19 protein-coding genes and 1 riboswitch are annotated in these 22,337 nt (G+C 67.5%); all 19 genes read left to right on the forward strand.

Annotation, left to right across the window (positions count from 1 at the left end; all coding sequences use genetic code 11):
• Entirely contained in the window at window positions 1-1,101 is a 1,101-nt protein-coding gene (locus tag ACW4QM_RS09480) for a hypothetical protein (protein WP_455798396.1), read from the forward strand.
• Between the two features lie 202 nt (window positions 1,102-1,303).
• Entirely contained in the window at window positions 1,304-2,311 is a 1,008-nt protein-coding gene (gene nirJ2 / locus ACW4QM_RS09485) for a putative heme d1 biosynthesis radical SAM protein NirJ2 (protein WP_455798397.1), read from the forward strand.
• 1 nt (window position 2,312) lies between these two features.
• A complete protein-coding gene (locus ACW4QM_RS09490) occupies window positions 2,313-3,326 on the forward strand; it encodes an ABC transporter substrate-binding protein (protein ID WP_455798398.1) in 1,014 nt (337 codons plus the stop codon).
• A 21-nt stretch (window positions 3,327-3,347) separates the two neighbouring features.
• Window positions 3,348-4,346 (forward strand): FecCD family ABC transporter permease, encoded by a 999-nt coding sequence (locus tag ACW4QM_RS09495; protein WP_455798399.1) that lies wholly within the window; start codon window positions 3,348-3,350, stop codon window positions 4,344-4,346.
• Entirely contained in the window at window positions 4,339-5,232 is an 894-nt protein-coding gene (locus tag ACW4QM_RS09500; RefSeq protein ID WP_455798400.1) for an ABC transporter ATP-binding protein, read from the forward strand. The genes ACW4QM_RS09495 and ACW4QM_RS09500 overlap by 8 nt, the downstream gene beginning before the upstream one ends.
• Before the next feature lie 102 nt (window positions 5,233-5,334).
• Window positions 5,335-5,483, forward strand: a riboswitch (FMN riboswitch).
• Between the two features lie 155 nt (window positions 5,484-5,638).
• Window positions 5,639-6,280: an ECF transporter S component gene (locus tag ACW4QM_RS09505; RefSeq protein WP_022739577.1), complete on the forward strand. Its 642-nt coding sequence runs from the start codon at window positions 5,639-5,641 to the stop codon at window positions 6,278-6,280.
• Window positions 6,280-7,116: an energy-coupling factor transporter ATPase gene (locus ACW4QM_RS09510; RefSeq protein ID WP_117283483.1), complete on the forward strand. Its 837-nt coding sequence runs from the start codon at window positions 6,280-6,282 to the stop codon at window positions 7,114-7,116. Before ACW4QM_RS09505 ends, ACW4QM_RS09510 begins: the two co-directional genes overlap by 1 nt.
• A complete protein-coding gene (locus ACW4QM_RS09515) occupies window positions 7,092-8,015 on the forward strand; it encodes an energy-coupling factor transporter ATPase (protein WP_117283482.1) in 924 nt (307 codons plus the stop codon). Before ACW4QM_RS09510 ends, ACW4QM_RS09515 begins: the two co-directional genes overlap by 25 nt.
• The gene (locus ACW4QM_RS09520; RefSeq protein WP_223901250.1) at window positions 8,002-8,820 is read left to right on the forward strand and encodes an energy-coupling factor transporter transmembrane component T family protein; all 819 of its coding nucleotides are present in this window, start codon (window positions 8,002-8,004) and stop codon (window positions 8,818-8,820) included. The genes ACW4QM_RS09515 and ACW4QM_RS09520 overlap by 14 nt, the downstream gene beginning before the upstream one ends.
• A 168-nt stretch (window positions 8,821-8,988) precedes the next feature.
• Complete coding sequence (locus tag ACW4QM_RS09525; RefSeq protein ID WP_455798401.1) at window positions 8,989-9,414, forward strand: pyridoxamine 5'-phosphate oxidase family protein; 426 nt, start codon at window positions 8,989-8,991, stop codon at window positions 9,412-9,414.
• A 75-nt stretch (window positions 9,415-9,489) separates the two neighbouring features.
• The gene (locus ACW4QM_RS09530) at window positions 9,490-10,920 is read left to right on the forward strand and encodes an alanine/glycine:cation symporter family protein (RefSeq protein ID WP_022739582.1); all 1,431 of its coding nucleotides are present in this window, start codon (window positions 9,490-9,492) and stop codon (window positions 10,918-10,920) included.
• A 196-nt stretch (window positions 10,921-11,116) separates the two neighbouring features.
• Window positions 11,117-12,547 carry an alanine/glycine:cation symporter family protein gene (locus tag ACW4QM_RS09535; RefSeq protein ID WP_022739583.1) on the forward strand — a complete coding sequence of 477 codons (1,431 nt, stop codon included), beginning with the start codon at window positions 11,117-11,119 and terminating at the stop codon, window positions 12,545-12,547.
• 360 nt (window positions 12,548-12,907) lie between these two features.
• Window positions 12,908-14,476 (forward strand): NAD(P)/FAD-dependent oxidoreductase, encoded by a 1,569-nt coding sequence (locus ACW4QM_RS09540; RefSeq protein WP_455798402.1) that lies wholly within the window; start codon window positions 12,908-12,910, stop codon window positions 14,474-14,476.
• On the forward strand, window positions 14,473-16,866 hold the full coding sequence (locus ACW4QM_RS09545; protein WP_455798403.1) for an FAD-dependent protein: 2,394 nt from the start codon (window positions 14,473-14,475) through the stop codon (window positions 16,864-16,866). Before ACW4QM_RS09540 ends, ACW4QM_RS09545 begins: the two co-directional genes overlap by 4 nt.
• Window positions 16,863-17,861: an alpha/beta fold hydrolase gene (locus ACW4QM_RS09550; RefSeq protein WP_455798404.1), complete on the forward strand. Its 999-nt coding sequence runs from the start codon at window positions 16,863-16,865 to the stop codon at window positions 17,859-17,861. Before ACW4QM_RS09545 ends, ACW4QM_RS09550 begins: the two co-directional genes overlap by 4 nt.
• A gap of 193 nt (window positions 17,862-18,054) precedes the next feature.
• Window positions 18,055-19,545, forward strand: a complete 1,491-nt coding sequence (gene glpK, locus ACW4QM_RS09555; RefSeq protein ID WP_455798405.1) for a glycerol kinase GlpK — start codon at window positions 18,055-18,057, stop codon at window positions 19,543-19,545.
• 112 nt (window positions 19,546-19,657) lie between these two features.
• Complete coding sequence (rpiB, locus tag ACW4QM_RS09560; protein WP_022739592.1) at window positions 19,658-20,092, forward strand: ribose 5-phosphate isomerase B; 435 nt, start codon at window positions 19,658-19,660, stop codon at window positions 20,090-20,092.
• 45 nt (window positions 20,093-20,137) lie between these two features.
• Entirely contained in the window at window positions 20,138-21,394 is a 1,257-nt protein-coding gene (glyA, locus tag ACW4QM_RS09565; protein WP_237974477.1) for a serine hydroxymethyltransferase, read from the forward strand.
• A 242-nt stretch (window positions 21,395-21,636) separates the two neighbouring features.
• On the forward strand, window positions 21,637-22,278 hold the full coding sequence (gene upp / locus ACW4QM_RS09570; RefSeq protein ID WP_114540222.1) for a uracil phosphoribosyltransferase: 642 nt from the start codon (window positions 21,637-21,639) through the stop codon (window positions 22,276-22,278).
• The last annotated feature ends 59 nt before the right edge of the window (window positions 22,279-22,337 follow it).

Here is a 22,337-nt window from a genome sequence, read left to right on the forward strand (position 1 = left end):
ATGGGCTTGTTCGTTGCGGGCGTGAACCCGCGTCGCGCCGTCTTCTCGCCGATAAGCCAGCGTCTCGCCGACGGAGCTTCTCGGCGCGCGCTTCTGGCCGAGGTGTCGGCCCATCGGAGCCTCTCCGAGGGGCTCATCGTGGCGAGTGGCGCGCGCGTGGAGCTGTACGCGGTGGCGGAGGAGGGCTGCGACGCCTACGATATCGCCGCCGGGCTCCTCGGTGCCGTGGCCGATGGGGAAGTGGCCGGCGCGCTCTATTTCGCCGAGGGGATCGATGCCGCCTCTCACCTGTTTGCCGCCTTGTGCGGTCTGGACGAGTTCGCTCAGGGGCCCCAGGCGGGGGCGTCGCTTCTTCGGGAAGGCGACTCGCTTGCTGCGGGGGATCTGGCGCAGCCGGGAGGGCGCGGGGTCCTCGGGGCGCCGGGTTCGCCGGACGCGCTGTCTGCATGCTGGGCGCGTGCCCTGTCGGAGGCACGGCGGGCGGGCGCGCTGGGCGACGACCTGACCCGGCTTGCGGCGGCGGTCTCCCGTCTGTCGAGCGCTCTGTCGGCGGCCGACACCTCCGCTTCGACGGCGGCGCTGGCCGAGACGGCCGTGGAGCTGGCCCGGCGCGTGTTCGGTCACCTTGAGCGCCGATGCGTGCTCGTTGCCGGCCCGGGCGATTTATCGCTGGCCTTCGCCGGTGCGTTCCTCAGTGCTGGTGTAGAACGCTTCCAGCTGCTCGGCGACGAGGAGCATGGCGTCGCCGCCTGCGCGTTCGACGCGGCCATGGCCGACCCTCAGCTGCTTTCGGCACTGCTCGTCGATGCCGACATCGTCTTGGCGGAAAGCGCCGTGGAAAGCGCCGCGCTCGATCGTCGGCTCATGAAGGGCGTCGTCCGCCTGCGTCGGGGCCGTCCGATGCTGCTCGTCGATGCTAGCGCGGACGGCTCGCTCGTCGATCGCCGCATCGCCTCCCTCGACGGCGTCTTCCTCTATACCGCCGCCGACCTGGCCGCTATCACGCGAGACGCCCCCTGGGCGCGTCTCGGTGCCGACGACGCCCGCGAGCGCCTTTTCGCCGATGCGGTTCGCGCTTTTGCCCTGGAGTTGGGCGAATAGGTTGCACGGCATTTTCCCGCTTTTGGCCGTGATGGCCCTCTCATTCCCAACCTAACCCGTTCGGGCGATTCCCGCGAAAAGCGCTCTGGGTATCCTTGGAGCCACGTTGCGGCCGAGTCTGCGGCAAACCCGCCGTTGGCCCTGCGGCAAGCCTGCTGCCAAACCTGCGGCCGCGTCCATGCGAGGGAGAGGAGACCCCGACATGATCGTATCGTGGATGACCACGAACCAATGCAACCTGAAATGCGTGCACTGCTACCAGGACGCCGAGGAGGCCACCGAGCGCGAGCTTTCCACCGACGAGGCGAAGAAGATGATCGACGAGATTGCCCTCGCGGGCTTCAAGATCATGATCTTCTCCGGCGGCGAGCCGCTTTTGCGCCCCGACATCTACGAGCTGGTGGCCCATGCGGCCTCCCGCGGCCTGCGCCCGGTGTTCGGCAGCAACGGCACGCTCATCACCGATGAGGTGGCGCGCCGTTTGAAGGAGGCGGGCGCCTGCGCCATGGGCATCTCCGTGGACAGCCTGGATGCCACCAAGCACGACAAGTTCCGCGGCCTCCCGAACGCCCACGCCCTCACCCTGGCCGGCATCGAGGCCTGCAAGCGCGCCGGCCTGCCCTTCCAGCTGCACACCACCGTGGTCGATTGGAACCGCGATGAGGTGTGCGCCATCACCGACTTCGCCGAAGAGATCGGCGCGCAGGCCCACTACATCTTCTTCCTAATTCCCGTCGGCCGCGGCGAGTACATCCAGGAGACGAGTTTGGAAGTGCTGGAAAACGAGGCGCTCCTTCGCGAGATCATGGAGAAGTCGGCGGAAGTATCCATCGATGTGAAGCCCACCTGCGCGCCGCAGTTCACCCGCGTGGCAAAGCAGCTGGGCGTGGAAACCCGCTTTACCCGCGGCTGCTTGGCGGGGCTCACCTACTGCGTCGTGGGCAGCGAGGGGATCGTGCGTCCTTGCGCCTACATGGCCGAGGAAGCCGGCGACGTGCGTGTGCAGCCCTTCGACGAGATTTGGAAGACGAGCCCGGTGTTCGAGCGCCTACGCACCCAGGCCTACTCCGGCGCCTGCGGGACGTGCGACTACAAGGACGGCTGCGGCGGCTGCCGCGCCCGCGCCGCCTACTACCACGACGGCGACATCCTGGCCCAAGACGACTACTGCGCTCATGGTCAGAAACTCAACGATACTGAGGAGAGCTAGCATGAAGAAAATCGTCCTGTGCGCTGCTGCGGCGGTGTTGGCGTTGGTGTTGGCCGGATGCGGCCAGCAGGAAGGCGAGGCCTCGGCGGCCGATGCGACCCAGCAGGAGCAACAGGCCCCCGAGGCTCCCGCAGCGGAAGCAACGGTGCCCGGCCCCGTCACCTTCACCGACGATATGGGAAACGAGGTCACCGTGGACAACCCCCAGCGGGTCGTGGCATGCATGGGCAGTTTCGCGAACGCCTGGGAGCTGGCCGGGGGCACGCTCGTGGGCGTCTCCGACGATGCGCTCACGGCGGCCGGCTGGACCATCGAGAGCCCGGATGTGGCCACGGTAGGGGACTTCACGGCGGTGAATCTCGAGGCCATCATGGCGCTTAACCCCGATTTCGTCATCATGACGAGCGGTACCGGCGGCCGCGGCGGCGACTCCAGCCAGGTCGACCTGCGCGACGCGCTTGTGGGCGCGGGCATTCCCGTGGCCTACTTCGAGGTGACCATCTTCGACGACTACGAGCGCCTCATGCGCACCTTCACCGACATCACCGGGCGTGCGGATCTTTACGATCAGAACGTGGCGAAGGTGGCCGCGGCCATCGACGCCGTTGTGGGCGCGGTGCCGGCCGAGAACCCGCCGACGGCGCTTTTGCTCACCACCTTCTCCGGTGGCACCCGCGTGCAGAGCTCCGGCACCCAGACCGGGGCCATGCTGGCCGACCTCGGCGTGAACAACCTCGCCGACGAGAACAAAAGCCTCCTGAAAGATTTCAGCCTGGAAGCGGTCATCGAGATGGATCCCGACTTCATCTTCGTCATTCCCATGGGCAACGACACCGAGGCGGCTATGCGCAACCTCGAGGAGGCCACGGCGGCCAACCCGGCGTGGGGCTCGCTTTCCGCCGTGCAGAACGGCCGCTACATCACCTTGGACCCGACGCTGTACCTCGCAAAGCCCAACGCCCAGTGGGATGCGGCCTACCAGGGGCTCTTCGATAACCTCTACGGGCAGAACTAGCGACGGGGGATGTCTCGCGCCATGGGTTCTGTCTCCCGCAACATCGTCGTCGTTGCCGCGACCGCCGTCTTTCTTGCGGCGGTCACGGCGGCGGCGCTCATGCTCGGCGCCTCCTCGGTGAGCCTGCCGGAGCTGGCGACGTGGCTTTTCGGCGGCGACGTTTCCGCCACGGCCCGCAACATCCTTGAGAACGTTCGCGTGCCCCGGGTACTGGCGGCCCTTCTGGCCGGGGCGGCCCTGGCCTGCTCCGGCGCGCTTATCCAGGCGTGCCTGGACAATCCGCTGGCGAGTCCCAACGTCATCGGCGTGAACTCCGGTGCGGGGCTTGCCGTGCTGCTGGCCGCCTCGCTCGTTCCCGGGGCGCTGTGGCTCACGCCGCTGGCGGCCTTCGCCGGGGCGCTCGCGACGGCGCTCATCATCTTCGCGCTGTCGCTGGGCACGGGACTCAGTCGCCTTACCGTGGTGCTCGCCGGCATCGCCATCACCACCGTGTTCGGCGCCGGCATGAACACCATCCTCATTGTTGACCCGGACGCCTACATCGGCTCGTCCACCTTCCTCGTGGGCGGCCTGTCCGGGGTCCTTATGCGCGATCTGGCGTGGCCGGCCGCCTACATCGCCGTGGGCCTGGCGGCGGCGCTGGCGGGCGCGGCGAAGCTGAACATCCTCTCGCTCGGCGACGAGGCGGCCCACAGCCTGGGCGTGAACGTGCGCGCCGTGCGCCTGGGGATGCTCGCCGTGGCCGCCGTGCTCGCCGGCGCGGCCGTGAGCTTCGCGGGCCTCATCGGATTTGTGGGGCTGGTGGTGCCGCATCTCATGCGCTTCTTCGTGGGCCACGACAACCGCTGGGTGGTGCCGGCGTCCGCCTTGGCCGGCGCGGCCTTCGTCGTGGGATGCGACCTTCTGGCCCGGGTGCTGTTCGCCCCCTACGAGCTGCCCGTGGGCATTCTGCTCGCCTTCATCGGCGGCCCCTTCTTCATCTACCTCATCCTGAAGAACAAAGGAGGCGGCCTTGACTGAGCGTGCCATTCAGGGCGAGAGGACGTCGTGCGCGCGTCTCGCCGACGCTAAGGCGCGCGCGTCGGAGTGCGCCATCCGCTACGAGGACCTCTCGTTCTCCTACAGGGCGGGCGCCCCCTTCATGGAGGGGCTTTCCGCCGCCATTCCCGCCGGCGCGGTGACGAGCATCGTCGGCCCCAACGGCTGCGGGAAATCGACGCTGGTGAAGCTGGCTGCCGGCCTTCTGCGCCCCGCGGCGGGACGGGTGGAGGTGGCTGGCCGCGATACTGCTTCCTTGACCTCGCGCGAACGGGCGCATCTGATGGCCGTGCTGGCCCAGACCTCCCGCGTGCCTCCCATGACCGTGGAGGCTCTGGTGGCCTGCGGCCGCCATCCGCACCTGGGGTGGGGCGGCCGACTCGGGCCGACCGATCGCGCGGCCGTGGAAGCCGCCATGGAACGGGCCGGGGTCGCGGTCTTCCGCAATCATGACCTGCACCAGCTTTCTGGCGGCGAGCGTCAGCGTGCCCATGTGGCCCGCACACTCGCCCAGGACACCGACCTCATCGTGCTGGACGAGCCCACCACCTATCTGGATATCAGCGCCTGCCACGACCTCATGGCCCTCGTGCGCGACCTGAACCGACGCGAGGGCAAGACCGTCGCCATGGTCATCCACGATCTGGACCTGGCGCTTCGCTACTCCGATTACCTCGTGGTGATGCAGAAGGGGAGGGTTCTGGCCCAGGGCCCCACCGAGAAGGTGCTCGCCTCGGGCGCCGTCGGCGACGCCTTCCAAATGGACATCTGCCCCCACGACCGCTTCAGCCCCGTGAGGGATGAGGCGGTCGCGGGGGCGCGTGCCGAGATCGGCCGCGGCTACGTCCTCTACCCCCGTCGCCGCTAAGCGGCACCCCGAGGCATCGGCGGCGGCTATCGACGGCTGCGCGCATCCGATGGTCCTGGGGGTTGCGCACGCGGCTCGCGTCGCCTACAATGTGCCCCGTGAATTCTGTTTCAGGGCGAGGTGGAAATCCTCACTGGCGGTAAGCACGGCGCCTGCGCGCGCCGGCAAGCCCGCGACCCTGTGCGAGAGCGCAGGCTGACCCGGTGAAATTCCGGGGCCAACGGTTACAGTCCGGATGGAAGAGGCAGACGCTCGCGCTTCCGGCGCCCCGGCCGATGGGGCCAACGCAAACGGAAGCGCGACATCATGGAAGCCTGTATGAAAGGAATTCATACGGGCTCGTTTTCTTTTTGCGAGGGGAAGCGGCTCCGGAAGATACGCCTCGCGAAGAGAAAGAAGGTCCATCATGGCCAACAAACCCACGACTCACCCCGCTGTCGGTTCCTCCACCGTGCGCCCCGCCAAGGCGCCCACGGCCCAGAAGACCATGGCGAACACGAACCGCTGGTCTACCCGCGTGCTCGTGACCATCGCGCTTCTGTGCGCCATCTCGGTGCTCTTGTCCTTCGTCGAGTTCCCGCTTCTGCCCGGCGTGGCGTGGCTGTCCTACGACGCCTCCATCATGCCCGCGGCGGTCTGCGGCTTCGCCTACGGTCCGGCGGCCGGCCTCGCCTGCGGCATCATCTCGGTGGTGGCCCACGGCATCCTCTTCGCCGACTTCACCGGCGCCCTCATGAACCTGCTCGTGGTCATCGGCTTCATCCTGCCCTCGGCGCTCGTGTACAAGAAGATCCACACCCTGAAGGGCGCCATCATCGGCCTTCTGCTCGGCATCGTGTTCGCCGTCGTCATGGCCGTGCTCGGCAACCTCGTGGTCACCCCGGCCTGGCTCGGCGTGCCGCTGGATGCCGTCGTGGCCATGATCGTGCCCATCCTCATCCCGTTCAACCTGCTGAAGGGCCTTTTGAACGCCATTCTGACGCTTATCGTCTACAAGGCGATCTCGAACCTCATCACCCCGAAGAAAGACCAGGTTAAGGGCCGCTAATGAGCACCGATGTCTTCGTCGACTTCCGCGATGCCGCCTTCACCTACGATGGGGAGGCCTTCGTCTTCCGGCACCTGAACCTGACGGTGCCCCAGGGGCAGTTTCTGTGCCTGCTCGGCGGCAACGGTTCGGGGAAGTCCACTCTGGCCAAGCACATCAACGCGCTGCTTCTGCCCGACGAGGGCGAGGTGATCGTGTTCGGCTGCGACACCCGCGACGCGGAGCAGACCTACTTCATCCGTTCCAACGCGGGGCTGGTCTTCCAGAACCCCGACGACCAGCTGGTGGCGAGCCTCATCGAGAACGACGTCGCCTTCGGCCCGGAGAACCTCGGCATCCCGAACCCCGAGCTGCGCGATCGGGTGACCCGGGCGCTTGCCGAGGTGGGCCTGCAGGGCTTCGAGGCCCACGAGACCAATGCGCTCTCGGGCGGTCAGAAGCAGCGCGTGGCCATCGCCGGGGTGCTCGCCATGGATCCGGCCATCCTCATTCTGGACGAGGCCACGGCCATGCTCGACCCGCGCGGGCGCGCCGGGCTCATGCGCGTCGTGCGCGAGCTGCACGAGCGCGGCATGACCGTCGTGATGATCACCCACTTCATGGAGGAGGCGGCCGCAGCCGACCGCGTGGTGGTGCTCGACGGCGGCGAGGTGCGTATGGACGGCGCCCCGGAAGAGGTGCTCGTGCGCGCCGACGAGCTGCGCGCGCTTTCCCTGGAAGTGCCCTTCGCCTGCCGGCTCTCGCTCGAGCTGCAGGCCGCGGGCGTTCCCGTTTCCACCTGCATCACCGACGACGCCCTGAAGGAGGAGCTATGCGCCTTGCGTTCGAAGATGTGAGCTACTCCTACGAGGGCGGCGAGGCGAAAAAGAAGCGCGGCCGTCGCAAGAAAGACGCCGTCCGCCAGGCCGATTGGGGCAACGCGCCCGATGCCGTGTGGGCCCTGCGCGATGTGACCTTCACGGTGGAGCAAGGGGAGTTCTTCGGCATCGCCGGGCACACCGGGAGCGGCAAGTCCACGCTCATCCAGCATATGAACGGACTCGTGCATCCCACGTGCGGCCGCGTGCTAGCCGATGGGCGCGACTTGGCGGAGAAGGGCGTCGCCACCGAAGTGCGCCGCCAGGTGGGACTCGTGTTCCAGTATCCCGAGAACCAGCTGTTCGCCAACACCGTCTACGACGACGTGGCCTTCGGACCGCGCAACATGGGGCTTGGCACCGAGGAGGTCGACCGCCGCGTGCGGGAGGGCCTGGCCTTGGTGGGGCTGTCCTTCGACGAGCTTTCCGAGCGCAGCCCCTTCGACCTGTCCGGCGGCCAGCAGCGCCGCGTGGCCTTCGCCGGCGTGCTCGCCATGGAGCCGGAGGTGCTTGTGCTCGACGAGCCGGTGGCCGGCCTGGACCCGCTCTCCCGCGAGGAGTTCCTGGGGCTCATCCGCGAGCTGCACGCCGGCGGCCGCACCATCGTCATGGTGTCTCACTCCATGGAGGACTTGGCGGCGCTAAGCGACCGCATCCTCGTGCTGTCCGAGGGGCGCCTGTTCCGCCTGGGCACGCCGGCCGAGGTGTTCGCCGATGCGGCGGAGCTGAAGGCCGTGGGCCTGGGGGCGCCGGCGCCGGAGGCCTTCGCCGCCTCCCTGCGCGAGGCCGGCTTTACGCTGGGGCGCGACCTCTACGACGAGCGCACCCTGGCCGCCGACATCGCCGCCCAGCTGAGAGGCGGTGATGGCGATGCCTGATCGCGCCATCATCGGCCAGTACTGGCCCGAGGACTCGCTCGTCCACGCTATGGATCCCCGGGTGAAGTTCATCCTGTCCTTCGTGCTCATGGCGGCGGTGTTCTGCGCGGCGACGCCCCTCTCGCTCGCGGTGGCGGCCCTGTTCATCGTGGGCTTCTACGCGGCGAGCCGCATCCCGCTGCTCCAGGCCATCCGCGCCATCGGCCCTCTGCTCGTGCTCGTGGTGCTGACGGCGCTCCTGAACGTGCTCTTCGTCCAGGGCGGTCATGTGTACTTCGAGTTCGGCATCATCTGCATCAGCGAGAAGGGCCTGCAGTCGGCCGTCTTCATCGGCTGCCGCCTGCTGCTTCTGCTCATGGGGATGAGCCTGCTCACCCTGACGACCACGACCCTCGACATCACGGCGGCCTTCGAGCGTCTGATGGCGCCGCTTTCGCGCATCGGCGTTCCCGCCCACGAGCTGGGCATGATCCTCGGCATCGCGCTGCGCTTCCTGCCTCAGTTCATGACGGAGCTCGGCATCATCTACCGCGCCCAGAAAAGTCGCGGCGCCCACTTCAACGCGAATCCCTTCCGCGGCGGCATCCAGTCGCTCACGGCTCTGCTCATCCCGCTGTTCACGAGCGCTTTCCGCCATGCCGAGACCCTGAGCGCCGCCATGGAGGCCCGCTGCTACCATGGCGGCGTCGGCACCACGCGCCTGGAACCTCTGCGCCTCACTTGGCGCGACGCCGTGGGCACCGCCGCCCTCCTCCTGATGATCGCCGCCGTCATCACCACCAACTACATTCCGCTTTCGTTTTGAGTTGAGTAGCGTGGGGCTGGAGGCGGTGGTGCCGCGCGCAGTTCATTCAATGGCAAGAGGAGAACGATATGGCCCTCATCGAGCAATGCCATTGAATGCTGTTTGAACACGGCACCACCGCCTCCAGCCCCACGCGGACAAGCCACATTCCCGAGAAAGGACCCCGAAATGACCGGAAACGAGCTCATCGTCGACTACCTCACCAGCGTCCCCGCCTGGTACCTCGCCACGGTGGAGGATACCCCGGAGGGCGCCCAGCCCCACGTGCGCCCCTTCAGCTTCGCCGCGCTGCAGGACGGCGAGATCCAGTTCTGCACCGCCACCACCAAGGACTGCTACCGCGAAATGCAGGCCAATCCCCGCGTGGAGCTGACCGCCTGGAAGCCCGGCCGCGGCTGGGTCATCCTGCGGGGCCGCGCGAACTTGGAAGACCGCGCCAGCGCGGAGGTCCGCGAGGAGGGCTTCAAGCACATGGTCGCCCTCGGCGAGGACTGGGATGATGCGGCTGATCCGCGCCTCACCTTCTTTACCATCGACGACGCCGAGGCGTGGCTCTGCGACATCGACGGCTCCTGGAACCCCATCGAGTTGTAGAGGTCCCGCCCATCACTTTGTTGACATTCGGCGCATTGCGCGCGGAAGGCCCCTCGATGCAGTACAATCGCACCCATGATTGAACTTCTCACAACTATCGATTCTGTCGTGTGGGGCCCGGCGATGATCGCGCTGTTGCTCGGCACGCACATCTACCTGACGTTCCGCACGGGGTTCATCCAGCGCAAGTTGCCCCAGGCTATCCGCATGTCGGTGCGCCGTGATCCGTCGGGCAAGGGCGACATCTCCAGCTTCGGGGCGCTGGCCACGGCACTCGCCGCCACCATCGGCACCGGCTCCATCGTCGGCGTGGCCACGGCGCTCCTCGCCGGCGGCCCCGGCGCCATCTTCTGGATGTGGATCGCGGGACTGTTCGGCATCGCCACCAAGTACGTCGAGACCTACGCGGCCGTGAAGTACCGCGTTCGCGACAAAACTGGCGCCATGCTGGGCGGCGCCATGTTCGTGTGGAAGCGCGCCTTCGCGCGGCCGGACGGCAGCGTGCCGTGGTGGGCGACGCTGGGTGCCGTGTCCTTCGCCGCCTTCGCCGTCATCGCCACCATCGGGACTGGCTCGGCGGTGCAGGCGGCGGCCATCTCCGGCATCGTCACCTCGTCGGTGCCCGCCATTCCGGCCGTGGCCGTGGGCGTTGTGATCGTCGTGGCCGTGGCGGCCGTTATCTTCGGCGGCGTGAACTCTATCGCGCGGGTGTGCGAGTGGCTCGTGCCCATCATGGCCGGCGCTTACGCGCTCGGTTGTCTGGTCATCATGGGCATGAACGCCCCGGTGCTCGGCGAGGCCGTCGGGCTTATTCTGGAATGTGCCTTCACCCCGAAGGCGGCTTTCGGCGGCGCGGTGGGTTCCGGCATGGTGATGGCCCTGCAGTTCGGTTGCGCGCGCGGCCTGTTCTCCAACGAGTCGGGACTGGGCACCGCCCCCATTGTGGCGGCGGCGGCCAAGACGAAGAACCCCGCCGACCAGGCGCTCATCTCCATGACCGGTGCGTTTTGGTCCACGGGCGTCATCTGCCTGCTCACGGGGCTCGTACTCGTGTCCACCATGATCGTGCACCCGGAGATCGGCGCGGACATCCTGGCCAACCCCTCCATCTTCACCGGGGCGGCCTTGGCCAGTGCCGCCTTCGCCGAGATCCCCGTGTTCGGGACGCCGGTGCTCGTGCTCGGCATGTGCGCGTTCGCATACTCCACCATCCTCGGCTGGTCCTATTACGGCAATCGTTGCGTGGCCTATCTGTTCGGCCCCAAGGGCATCAAGCCGTACCAGGTGATCTACGTGGCCGTGGCCTTCTTCGGCGCCATCGGGGTGGGGGACGTGGTGTGGACCATCTCCGACATCGGCAACGCGTTGATGGCCATTCCCAACATCATCGTCATTCTGCTGCTTTCGGGCATGATCGCCCGGGAGACCAAGCACTACGTCTACGACGGGCACCTCGACGAGGAGTATGCCGAGCCCGTGCCTCGCGTGGACAAGGCACAGCTTTAGAAGGCCCCGCCGCCGCTTACGGGGAATTCTTCCATTGTTAACAAAGACGCTCAACTTCTCCCTCTATAATGCGGCTACTTTAGCACGTTAAAGTGCGAAGGCCCGATGAGCGCGCCTTGCCTCGCCGGGACCGCCGCGCCGAGCCGCTGGCTTTGAAGTCCCGCCGCACTGCGCTCACTGAGAGGAGAACCGCCACATGGACATGATTGTTGACGTTATCAACAGCATCGACGCCTTCGTTTGGGGGCCGCCGATGCTCGTGCTGCTGTTAGGCTCGCACATCTTTCTGACCTTCCGCACCGGCTTCATCCAGCGCAAGCTGCCCACGGCCATCAAGCTGTCGGTGACCAAGGATCCCGACGCTCCCGGCGACATCAGCCAGTTCGGCGCGCTGTGCACGGCGTTGTCGGCCACCATCGGCACCGGCAACATCGTCGGCGTGGGCACCGCCATCATCGCGGGTGGTCCGGGCGCGGTGTTCTGGATGTGGATCACCGGCGTGTTCGGCATCGCCACGAAGTACTCCGAGACCTTCGCTGCCGTTAAGTACCGCGTGAAGGATCACAACGGCGACATGCTCGGCGGCGCCATGTACGCGTGGAAGCGCGGCTTCACTGACAAGAACGGCAACACGCCCTGGTGGGCGCTGCTCGGCGCCGGGGCTTTTGCCCTGTTCGCGGCCATCGCGTCCTTCGGCATCGGCTCGGCCGTGCAGTCCTCCGCCATGACCGAGGTCATCTCCACGAATCTGCCCGGCGTGCCTGCCTGGGGCATCGGATTGGCCATCGTCATCATGGTGTCGGTCGTCATCTTCGGCGGCGTGAAGGTCATCTCGAACGTGTGCGAGAAGCTCGTGCCCTTCATGGCCATCGCCTACATCTGGGGCTGCGTTGTCATCCTCGGCATGAACTGGGAGCTCGTCTGGCCCGCGTTCTGCCTCATCGTGGAGAGCGCCTTCACCGCCAAGGCGGCCTTCGGCGGCGCGCTGGGGTCCGGCCTCATGCTGGCCCTGCAGTTCGGCTGCGCGCGCGGCCTGTTCTCCAACGAGTCGGGCCTCGGCTCCGCGCCCATCGTGGCCTCGGCGGCCGCGACCCGCAACCCGGCCCGTCAGGCGCTCGTCTCCATGACCGGCACCTTCTGGGACACGGTCATCATCTGCCTGCTCACCGGTCTCGTGCTCGTGTCCACCATGCTCGGCAACGCCGATCTGCAGTCCGAGATCATGGCCGGCAACATCACCGCCGGTGCGGCGCTGTCCTCCGCGGCCTTCGCGAGCATTCCCTACATCGGCACGCCCATTCTCATCTTCGGCATGATTCTGTTCGCCTACTCCACCATCCTGGGTTGGTCCTACTACGGCAACCGCTGCGTCACCTACCTGTTCGGCAAGCGCGCCATCCGCCCCTACCAGGTGCTCTACGTGGTGGTGGCCTTCCTCGGCGCCATCGGCGTGGGCGAGGTGGTCTGGACGGTCTCCGACATCACCAACGCCCTTATGGCCATCCCGAACATCATCATGGTGCTGCTGCTCTCCGGGCTCATCGCGAAGGAGACGAAGCATTACGTCTACGAGGGCAACCTCGACGAGCGCGACGAGGCTCCCATTCCGCAGCTGGACAGCAAGTAGGTTCTAGCGACATAGTGTGTCATGAGCGAGCGCCCTGCAATGCGGGGCGCTCGTGTTAGAATGGCCAGATGGCCGACGGGCCGTAAGTCCTGAGCGCCAGGCGGTGCCTTCTTTTGCGAAAGGATGTGAATCGCTTGGACGTCCTCGTTTTCGTCGTGCGCCTGGCGACTGCGGTCGTCGGGTTGCTGAGGGAGGCGGTTGCGTTCTCCGAGACGCTCAGGAGGGGCCGGAATAGGAAGGACCGCTAGTTCGCGCTAGCGGTCCTAACTAAACGACGGTGCCGCCTGCATCCACCTCAGGCTGGTCCGTTGGTCGTATTCTAGCATATATTGCATTGGGAAGCGAGCGGATGGAAGCAGCATGGGCGAAGCGAAGACGATTGCAGTCATAGGCGGCGGGGCCTCGGGGCTGGCTGCGGCCGTGGCGGCTGGGGAGGCTCTACGGGATTTGGAAGGTGCCGGAGGTGCGGCCAGTGAGGTCGTAGAAGGTGACGCGGGCGCGGCGCGGGTCGTCGTGTACGAGGCCTCCGACCGCGTGGGACGCTCTATTCTGGCCACGGGCAACGGACGCTGCAACTTCTCGAACGCGCGGCCCGACGAGGGCGACTACCGCAACGCCGCTTTTGTCAGGCGCGTGCTTTTCGAGTTCGAATGCCAGGCGCATCGTCGCGTGCCGTCCCAGGCAAAGACGAGCACCGCGTACTCGAACGGCGTGCTGGGGTTCTTCTCCGACCACGGGCTTATGTGGCGCGAGGAAGGGGAGGGGCGCTTATACCCGCTCGCGAACAAGGCCGCATCCGTGCTCGATTGCCTGCGGGCGGCTTGTGCTGCGGCGGGGGTGGAAGAGCGCGTGGAATGCGAGGTCGCAGCCGTGGAGCCGCCGCGCGCCGAGGGCGCCCCGTTCACGCTGCGCCTGGCCGACGGGCGCTTCGAGCGGGCCGGTGTGGTTATCGTGGCCGTGGGAGGCACCGTCGCGCGCGAGCTTTTGCCCAAGGGCCTTTCCTTCCGCGAGCTGGAGCCGACGCTGGGGCCGTTGGCCACCGATCCGCACATGCCGCGTCGCCTCGACAACATCCGCGTGCGCGGGGCGCTCGAGCTGTGGCGCCCCGGCGAGAAGATGACGCCCCAAGAGCTCAACCGCCACGGCTTCCCGATGGGCACCCACGAAGGCGAGCGGCTGGTGTCCCGCGAGGTGGGCGAGGTGATGTTCCGCAAGTACGGCGTTTCGGGGATCGCTGCATTCAACCTGAGCCGCCTGGTCGAGCCCGGCGACGTGCTCGCCGTGGACTTCGTGCCCTGGGTGCGCCTTTGCGACATGGAGGCGTTCCTTAATCGTCGCCGCAAGCTGCTGCGCGCCTCGCTCGGGCGCGATGTGACGTGGAGCGATATGCTGCGCGGCATGGTGCTCGTGCCCGTGGCCGACGTGCTGCTGGAGGCGGCGGCGCTGGACGGTGCGCGCCCTGTGGCCAAAGGGGAGACGGCCGTCATAGCGCCGGTGCTCAAGGGGTTGCGGCTTCCTGTGACGGGCCTCGGTGACGTGCGACAGTGCCAGGTGCACCGCGGGGGCGTGAGCGTCCGGGCGGTGGACGACCGCACGTGCGAGATGCGGCGCGTGCCGGGGCTCTACGTCGTCGGCGAGGCGCTGGACGTGGATGCGGCGTGCGGCGGGTTCAACCTGCACTGGGCCTGGGCCTCGGGGCTGCTCGCGGGCTGGTCGGCGGCGGAAAGAATCGCGGACCTCGCCAGCTTAGCCGACGCTTCGGGCTCCTCCGACTCGGAGCGGCGGGAGGGGGCGCCGTGCTCAAACAGCATTGAAGTGCAGGGCTCGTCGCGGGTCGCTGGCGGGAACTTATGCACTTCAATGAACTGCGCGCGGACCCCCTCCCGCCACTCCGAGCCTGCTCGTCGGAACAAGAGGGGGCGTGCATGATTCAGGCTTCCAATGTTCCGGTTTCTCTTGATGCTCTCCTGCCAGAAAACGAATCGCTCTTCCGCCGAGAAATCGCGCGGACGCTCGGGGTTAAGACGAGCGCTATCACTGAGGTGAAGCTGCTGAAGCGGTCGATCGATGCGCGGAAGAAGCCGAACGTGCATGGCGTCGTGACCGTGGCGGTCGAGCTTGCGGAAGGCGCTGATCCGCGGCCGGTGAAGGGCGTGGCGGTCAAGGCCTACGAGCCCCCTGAGCCTCTTTCGATACCGCACGTGGAACCGACTGGGCTGCGGCCTGTTGTGGTCGGGGCGGGGCCGGCGGGGCTGTTCTGCGCGCTGTATCTGGCGCGGGCGGGGTTGCGTCCCCTCGTGGTGGAGCGCGGGGCGTCGGTAGACGATCGCGTGGCCATCGTCGAGGCCTTCAACGCCGGCGCGCCGCTCGATACGTGCACGAACATCCAGTTCGGCGAGGGCGGGGCGGGCACATTCTCAGACGGCAAGCTGAACACCGGTATCAAGTCGCCCCATATCCGCCATGTGCTGGAGGCCTTCGTGGAAGCCGGCGCCCCGGAGGACATTCTCGTGGACGCCAAGCCGCACATTGGCACCGACCTGCTCGTCGGCGTCGTGCGCAACCTGCGTCGGGCCATCGAGGAGGCGGGGGGAGAGGTACGGTTCCTTACGCGCCTCGACGGCCTTGTGCTTGAGGGCGGAGCTGCTGATCGTCCGGGCGTCGCTGATGCTGTGGATGAGGTTGGCGGCGAAGATGGCGAAGCGCGCGTCACTGCCGTTCGCCTCGTCGATGAGCGCACGGGAGCGGCAGAAGTCTTCGCCACCGATTGCGTCGTGCTGGCCTGCGGGCACTCCGCGCGTGACACCTTCCAAATGGTTTGCGAGGCCGGGGCGGACATGGCCCGCAAGCCCTTCGCCGTGGGCGTGCGCATTGAACATCCCCAGGCTCTCGTGAACGAGGCCCAGCACGGGCCAGCCGCTGGTCATGCGGCCCTCGGGACGGCCGACTACAAGCTGGCGGTGAAGACCGACGACGGCCGGGGCGTCTACAGCTTCTGCATGTGTCCGGGCGGGGAGGTGGTGGCGGCCGCCAGCGAGGAGGGGCTGCTCTGCGTGAACGGCATGAGCCGCCACGCCCGCGCCGGGGCCAATGCTAACGCGGCGCTGCTCGTGGAGGTGCGTCCCGACGACCTGCCCGGCGACGATCCGCTGGCCGGCGTCGCCTTCCAGCGCCAGTTGGAGCGGGATGCGTATCAGCTCGGCCGCGGCTTGACGGCTGGCGGCGGGGAAGATGCTAGCGCACTTTGTCCTCCGTACACGGCCCCGGCCCAAACGGTCGGTGACTTCCTCGTGCACGCCAGCGGCACCCCGAGCGCCGCGGTGACGCCCACCTACCCGCGCGGCGTGGCTTGGCGCGACCTGCGCGATTGCCTGCCGCCGTTCGTGACCGATGCCCTCGCCGAGGCGCTGCCGGCCCTCGATCGCAAGCTGCACGGATTCGCCAGCGACGATGCCGTCATGACCGCCGTGGAGGCCCGCAGCTCAAGCCCTGTGCGCATCGTTCGCGACGATGGCTTCCAATCGAATATCGCGGGCCTGTATCCCTGCGGGGAAGGAGCCGGGTACGCCGGCGGCATCACGAGCGCCGCCGTGGACGGCCTGCGCGTCGCCGAGGCCATCGTCGCCGCACGCCGTCCGCTCGCGCTGGAAGAGGCCACCCGTGCTCTGGCTGTCGGCAATGCCGTCATCTTCCCGACCGACACCGTCTTCGGCCTGGGCGTCTCCGTGAGCGCGGCTCCGGGCCCCCAGCTCCTCTACGACCTGAAGCACCGCGACGCCGGTAAGCCCGTGGCGTGGCTCGTGGAAGGCCCCGAGGCGCTGGATGTCTACGGAAGGGACGTTCCCGCCTATGCGCGGCGCCTCGCCGAGACCTTCTGGCCCGGCGGCCTCACGCTCGTGGTGCGCGCCTCCGATGCCGTCCCCGCCGCCTTCCAATCGCCCGCGGGCACCATCGGCTTGCGCATGCCCGCCAGCGAGGCGGCTCTCGGGCTCATCCGCGCTGCCGGCTGTCCTTTGGCCGTCACCTCGGCCAACCTCTCCGGGGCCGCCGACACGGCCCGCGCCGAAGATCTCGATCGCGCGCTGGTGGGCCGCACCGCCGGTCTCTATCTGCCCGGTGGCGTTGCGGCTGCTGGCATTGCCTCCGGTTGTGCCGAAGCCGCTCCTTCCGCATCTGCTCGCCTCGCGGCGAGCGATCAATCGGCGCTGCCGCCCGCTTCCGGTACCGCCTCCACCGTGCTCGACTGCACCGGCGAGGCCCCCCGCGTCCTGCGCGCGGGCGCCCTTACCCTCGACGACCTGAAAGGATGCCTCTCATGAGCGATGCCGCCGCGACCGCCGGTCGCACCGAGTTCACCTTCGACTCCGCTGACGGGAGAAGCCAAGTCCGCGCCGTTCTCTGGGTGCCGCTGTCCATGAAACGCGCCGATGCGGCCTTTGGCGAGCCGGAGCTCGGCTGCTTCAAGCCGCGCGGCGTCGTGCAGCTAATCCACGGCATGGCCGAGCACATCGGCCGCTACGACGACTTCGCCCGCTTCCTCGCCGACGCGGGCTACCTCGTGGCCGGTCACGACCACATCGGCCACGGCGATACGGCCGGCGCGCCCGAGCACCGCGGCGTGATCGATGCCGAGGGCGGCGCCGACGCCATGATCGAGGACGCGCAGATGCTGCGCCTGCTCGTCTCCCAGCAGGTGGCGTCCGGCACGCCGTACTTCATCTTCGGGCATTCCATGGGCTCGCTCGTGCTGCGCAGCTATCTGCCGCGCTACGGGTCGGGCCTTGCCGGCGCCATCATCTGCGGCACGGCCAACGAGCCTGTTGCCGTCTCCCGCGCCGGCAACCTGGCCGCCCGGGCCATCGCCCGCGTGCGCGGCGACGACTACCGCAGCAATCTTCTGCACGCGCTTGCCGATGGCGCCTACAGCCGCGCCATCAAGGACGCGCGCACCCCCTTCGACTGGCTCTCCCGCGACCCGGCCGTGGCCGACGCCTTCATGGCTGACGAGGCCTGCGGCTTCATGTTCGGCGCCGGCGCCTACGCCACCCTAACCGAGCTGGCCCACCGCGCCAACGACCCCGCCACCTACCGCGATACGCCGCATGATCTGCCGCTCCTCTTCGTGTCCGGCGACGCCGACCCGGTCGGCAAATGCGGCCGCGCCGTCGCTGCCGCCGCCGAGTCCATGGAAGCGGCCGGCGCCGAGGACCTGACGCTCCGCCTGTTCCCCGGCATGCGCCACGAAATCTTGAACGAGCTCGGCAAGCAAGAAGTCTACGATTTCATCCTGAACTGGATAAACTCACACAACTGAGGCAGAGTTTAGCGGGATGCGGGGTGCCGCTCACCAAGCGAGTTCCGCAGATGGTATCGAAGGCGCAGCGATACTGGGAAAGATGAATCCTGACGCCTTCGATACCAGCGAGGACTGTCTGAGCGACTGAGCGGTACCCCGCAGCCCGCCCCCGAAGAGCCACAGCAAGAAAGCGAGAAGAGGAGAAGCGAACATGAAAAAGTACGTCATAGCGCTCGATGCGGGCACCACCTCTTCCCGTGCTATGCTCATCGACCGCGCCGGCCGCCCCGTCGCCTCGGTTCAGCGCCCGTTCCCGCAGATATACCCGCAGCCCGGCTGGGTCGAGCACGACCCGCAAGACATTCTCTCCTCGCAGCTGGGCGCGCTCACCGAGCTCATCATGTCCTCGAACGTGGACACCGCCGAGATCGATTCCATCGGCATTACCAACCAGCGCGAGACCACCATCGTGTGGGATCGCGCCACCGGCGAACCCATCATGAACGCCATCGTCTGGCAGTGCCGCCGCACGGCGCCCATGGTGGAGGCCATCGCGAGCGACCCGGCTACTGCAGCCGAGATCACCGCGCGCACGGGCCTCGTGCCCGACGCCTATTTCTCCGCCAGCAAGCTCGCCTGGATCTTGGGTGAGGTGCCCGGCGCCCGTGCCCGCGCCGAGGCGGGGGAGCTCTGCTTCGGCACCGTGGACAGCTGGCTCATTTGGAAGCTCACCGACGGGGCCGTGCACGCCACGGACGTGACCAATGCGAGCCGGACCATGCTCTACAACATCCACGAGAGGCGCTGGGATCCCTTCCTGCTTAAGCTCTTCGGCATCCCCGAGGCCATCCTTCCCGAGGTGCGCCCCTCTTCCGGCAGCTTCGGCATAACGGCGAACCCGGGGCTCGTCCAGGGCATCCCCATCTGCGGCGTGGCGGGCGACCAACAGGCGGCGCTCTTCGGCCAGTGCTGCTTCCATGCGGGCCAGGCGAAGAACACCTACGGCACCGGCTGCTTTCTGCTCATGCACACCGGGCACGAGGCCTGCGCGAGCGAGCACGGGCTCGTGACCACGGTGGCGGCCTCAGCCCCCAACGCGGGGGACACCGAGTACGCGCTCGAGGGCAGCGTGTTCATGGCCGGCGCCCTCATCCAGTGGCTCCGCGACGAGCTCGGCATCATCGACAGCGTCGCCGAAACCGACGCCATCGCTCGCAGCGTGGCCGGAACCGACGGCGTCTTCGTCGTGCCCGCGTTCACGGGCCTGGGCGCCCCCTGGTGGGATGCCGACGCCCGCGGTGCCATTTTGGGTCTCACCCGCGGCGCCGGGCGTGCTCACATCGTGCGGGCGGCCCTGGAGTCGATCGCCTACCAGGTGTGCGACTTGGCCCGCGCCATGGCCGAGGACGCGCGCATGCCGCTTTCGGTGCTGAACGTCGACGGGGGAGCGGCGGCCAACGACTTCCTCATGCAGTTCCAAGCCGACATGCTCGGCGCGCCCCTGCGCCGCCCCGACAACGCCGAGACCACCGCTCTCGGCGCCGCCTACCTGGCCGGTCTTTCCACGGGCTTCTGGAAAAGCACCGAGGAGCTGGCGGCCCTGCGCGAGGGCGAAGACCGCTTCCTGCCCACCTTCGACGAGCCGATGCGCGCCGCCCGCCTCGCCGCCTGGCACGAGGCCGTCTCCCGCGTCCGCAGCTAGGACTTCGCCCGTCTCTCCCGATTTGGTGCGGAAAGCGTGAGCGAGGGGGCGCGGGGGCACTCGAGCGCCTACAATAGGCCTCAAGACATTCGCGACGGAAAGGAAGTGGCCCATGCGCGTGAGCATCGGAAGCGACCACGCCGGCTTCGAGCAGAAGCAGGCCCTGGTGGATTACCTGGTGGGGAAGGGGTACGACGTCATCGACCGCGGCCCCGACAACGATGATCGCGTCGATTATCCCGACTATGCGGCCCCCGTGGCCCACGATGTGGCCGACGGTGTCGCCGAGCGCGGCGTGCTCGTGTGCGGAACGGGCATCGGCATGGCCATGGCCGCCGACAAGGTGCCCGGCGTGCGTGCCGCTAACATCATCAACTCCGAGTTCGCCGCCTTGTGCCGCGAGCACAACGATGCGAACGTCATTACCCTTTCCGGCCGCTTCGTGCCGCTCGAGGAGAACGAGCGCATCCTCGACACCTTCTTCGCCACCGACTTCGGCGGCGGCCGCCACGCCGGCCGCGTTCAGAAGATAATGGAACTAGATTAGAGAAGACCAGGGAAGCTCAGAGAAGATTAGCAAAGGAGACAATAGATGGCTTTGGAATTTCTCGCCGCCGAAGACCCGCAGGTGACCGACTGCCTGCGCCAAGAACTCGCCCGCCAGCGGGGGAGTGTGGAGCTCATCGCGTCGGAGAACTTCACCTCCCGCGCCGTCATGGAGGCGGTGGGCAGCGTGCTCACCAACAAGTACGCCGAAGGGTACCCCGGCAAGCGCTACTACGGCGGCTGCGAGAAGGTCGACATGGTGGAGGATCTCGCCCGCGACCGCGCCTGCGAGCTGTACGGCGCGAAGTACGCCAACGTGCAGCCCCATTCCGGTGCCAGCGCGAACTTCGGCGCGTATCTTTCCATCATCGAGCCCGGCGACACGGTGCTCGGCATGAGCCTCGACCACGGCGGCCATCTCACCCACGGCAGCCCCGTGAACTTCTCCGGCCTTCTGTACAACATCGTCTCCTACGGCGTGAACCCCGAGACCGAGACCATCGACTACGACGAGCTCGAGCGCATCGCGAAGGAGTGCCGCCCGAAGGTCATCGTCGGGGGCGCCTCGGCCTACCCGCGCTTCATCGACTTCGAGCGCATGGCGGAAATCGCCCATGAGGTGGGCGCCTACCTCATGGTGGACATGGCCCACATCGCCGGCCTCGTGGCCGCGGGGCTGCACCCGAGCCCGGTGCCCCACGCCGACATCGTCACTTCCACGAGCCACAAGACCCTGCGCGGCCCGCGCGGCGGCTTCATTCTCACGAACTCGGATGAGCTGGGTCCGAAGATCAACAAGGCCATCTTCCCCGGTGCTCAGGGCGGCCCTCTCATGCACGTCATCGCCGGCAAGGCCGTGGCCTTCGGCGAGGCGCTGCGTCCCGATTACCGTGTTTATATGGAGCATGTGGTGGAGAACTGCCGCACCCTCGGCCAGGGCATGACCGACGGCGGCCTGCGCCTCGTCTCCGGTGGCACGGACAACCACCTGTGCCTCGTTGACCTCACGGCCTCCGACATCACCGGCAAGGACGCCGAGAAGCTTCTGGAATCCGTGGGCCTTACGGTGAACAAGAACTCCATCCCCAACGAGCAGCGCTCTCCCTTCGTGACGAGCGGCATCCGCGTGGGTTCCGCGGCCGCCACCACCCGAGGATTTACCGCCGAGGACTTCTACGAGATCGGCCAGCTCATCGCGACCACGGTGTTCAACGCCACCGACGAGGCCAAGCTCGCCGACGTGCGTCGTCGCGTGGACGCCCTGCTGGAAGCCCATCCTCTGTACCCAGGTTTAGAGTATTAAAAGAGGCATTGGGCTTGGCTGAGCAGGCTGCGAGGCGGGGGGCGTCCGCGTGCAGGTTGCGCAGCGAACAGGCGACACGGATGTTGCTGCGATAGCAGTTGGGTAGGCGCGGGGGCGGACGGGGCCTCCGCGCGCAGGTTGCGCAGCGACTGGAACAGTCCAGTGGACTGTTCCACAAAGCGAGCCATTGCTTGGGCACGGAGGCCCCGTCCGCCCCCGCGCCGGACGAAAGGAACTAAATTATGGAATGGAACGACCGCGTCGTCGTCCTCGATCACCCCATCGTGCAGCACAAGCTGGCCATCCTGCGCGACAAGCACACCCCCTCCAACGAGTTCCGCGATGTCGTGCGCGAGCTCTCGCTGTTCGAGACCTACGAGGCCACCCGCGACCTGCCGCTGACCAACGTATTCATCCAAACGCCCATCGCGCCCTTCGACGCCAAGCAGATCACGGGCCGCAAGGTGGCCTTCGTGCCCATTTTGCGCGCCGGCCTCGGCATGGTGGACGGGGCGCTGGAAGTAATCCCCCGGGCCCGCGTGGGGCATCTGGGCATGCAGCGCAACGAGGAGACCCACGAGCCCGAGAGCTACTACGACAAGTTGCCCCGCGACATCGCGAGCCGCCGCGTCTACGTGCTCGATCCCATGCTCGCCACCGGCGGCTCCGCCGAGGCGGCCGTCAAGTACCTGCGCGAGGCGGGCGTGTCGGGCACCATCCGCTTTTTGTGCCTCGTCTCGGCCCCGGAGGGCATCGAGCGTCTGCTCGCCGCCGACGATGATCTCATCATCTACACCTGCGCCATCGACGACGGCCTCAACGAGAACGCCTACATCGTCCCCGGCCTCGGCGACGCCGGCGACCGCATCTTCGGAACGGAGTAGGACGACTAGGTGATTCAATGACGAAAGAGCAGGGAAGGGGCGCCGGATGCCCTCTGTCG

This window comes from Adlercreutzia sp. CNCM I-6207 (genome assembly GCF_977072305.1).

What these genes read in the sequence shown, in the direction of transcription:
- upp (WP_114540222.1), top strand. Translation starts at nt 21,637, where the DNA reads ATGGAATGGAACGACCGCGTCGTCGTCCTCGATCACCCCATCGTGCAG.
- glyA (WP_237974477.1), top strand. Translation starts at nt 20,138, where the DNA reads ATGGCTTTGGAATTTCTCGCCGCCGAAGACCCGCAGGTGACCGACTGC.
- ACW4QM_RS09520 (WP_223901250.1), top strand. Translation starts at nt 8,002, where the DNA reads ATGGCGATGCCTGATCGCGCCATCATCGGCCAGTACTGGCCCGAGGAC.
- ACW4QM_RS09540 (WP_455798402.1), top strand. Translation starts at nt 12,908, where the DNA reads ATGGGCGAAGCGAAGACGATTGCAGTCATAGGCGGCGGGGCCTCGGGG.
- ACW4QM_RS09530 (WP_022739582.1), top strand. Translation starts at nt 9,490, where the DNA reads ATGATTGAACTTCTCACAACTATCGATTCTGTCGTGTGGGGCCCGGCG.
- ACW4QM_RS09550 (WP_455798404.1), top strand. Translation starts at nt 16,863, where the DNA reads ATGAGCGATGCCGCCGCGACCGCCGGTCGCACCGAGTTCACCTTCGAC.
- glpK (WP_455798405.1), top strand. Translation starts at nt 18,055, where the DNA reads ATGAAAAAGTACGTCATAGCGCTCGATGCGGGCACCACCTCTTCCCGT.
- ACW4QM_RS09480 (WP_455798396.1), top strand. Translation starts at nt 1, where the DNA reads ATGGGCTTGTTCGTTGCGGGCGTGAACCCGCGTCGCGCCGTCTTCTCG.
- ACW4QM_RS09490 (WP_455798398.1), top strand. Translation starts at nt 2,313, where the DNA reads ATGAAGAAAATCGTCCTGTGCGCTGCTGCGGCGGTGTTGGCGTTGGTG.
- ACW4QM_RS09495 (WP_455798399.1), top strand. Translation starts at nt 3,348, where the DNA reads ATGGGTTCTGTCTCCCGCAACATCGTCGTCGTTGCCGCGACCGCCGTC.
- ACW4QM_RS09535 (WP_022739583.1), top strand. Translation starts at nt 11,117, where the DNA reads ATGGACATGATTGTTGACGTTATCAACAGCATCGACGCCTTCGTTTGG.
- ACW4QM_RS09515 (WP_117283482.1), top strand. Translation starts at nt 7,092, where the DNA reads ATGCGCCTTGCGTTCGAAGATGTGAGCTACTCCTACGAGGGCGGCGAG.
- ACW4QM_RS09545 (WP_455798403.1), top strand. Translation starts at nt 14,473, where the DNA reads ATGATTCAGGCTTCCAATGTTCCGGTTTCTCTTGATGCTCTCCTGCCA.
- ACW4QM_RS09525 (WP_455798401.1), top strand. Translation starts at nt 8,989, where the DNA reads ATGACCGGAAACGAGCTCATCGTCGACTACCTCACCAGCGTCCCCGCC.
- ACW4QM_RS09505 (WP_022739577.1), top strand. Translation starts at nt 5,639, where the DNA reads ATGGCCAACAAACCCACGACTCACCCCGCTGTCGGTTCCTCCACCGTG.
- ACW4QM_RS09510 (WP_117283483.1), top strand. Translation starts at nt 6,280, where the DNA reads ATGAGCACCGATGTCTTCGTCGACTTCCGCGATGCCGCCTTCACCTAC.
- nirJ2 (WP_455798397.1), top strand. Translation starts at nt 1,304, where the DNA reads ATGATCGTATCGTGGATGACCACGAACCAATGCAACCTGAAATGCGTG.
- rpiB (WP_022739592.1), top strand. Translation starts at nt 19,658, where the DNA reads ATGCGCGTGAGCATCGGAAGCGACCACGCCGGCTTCGAGCAGAAGCAG.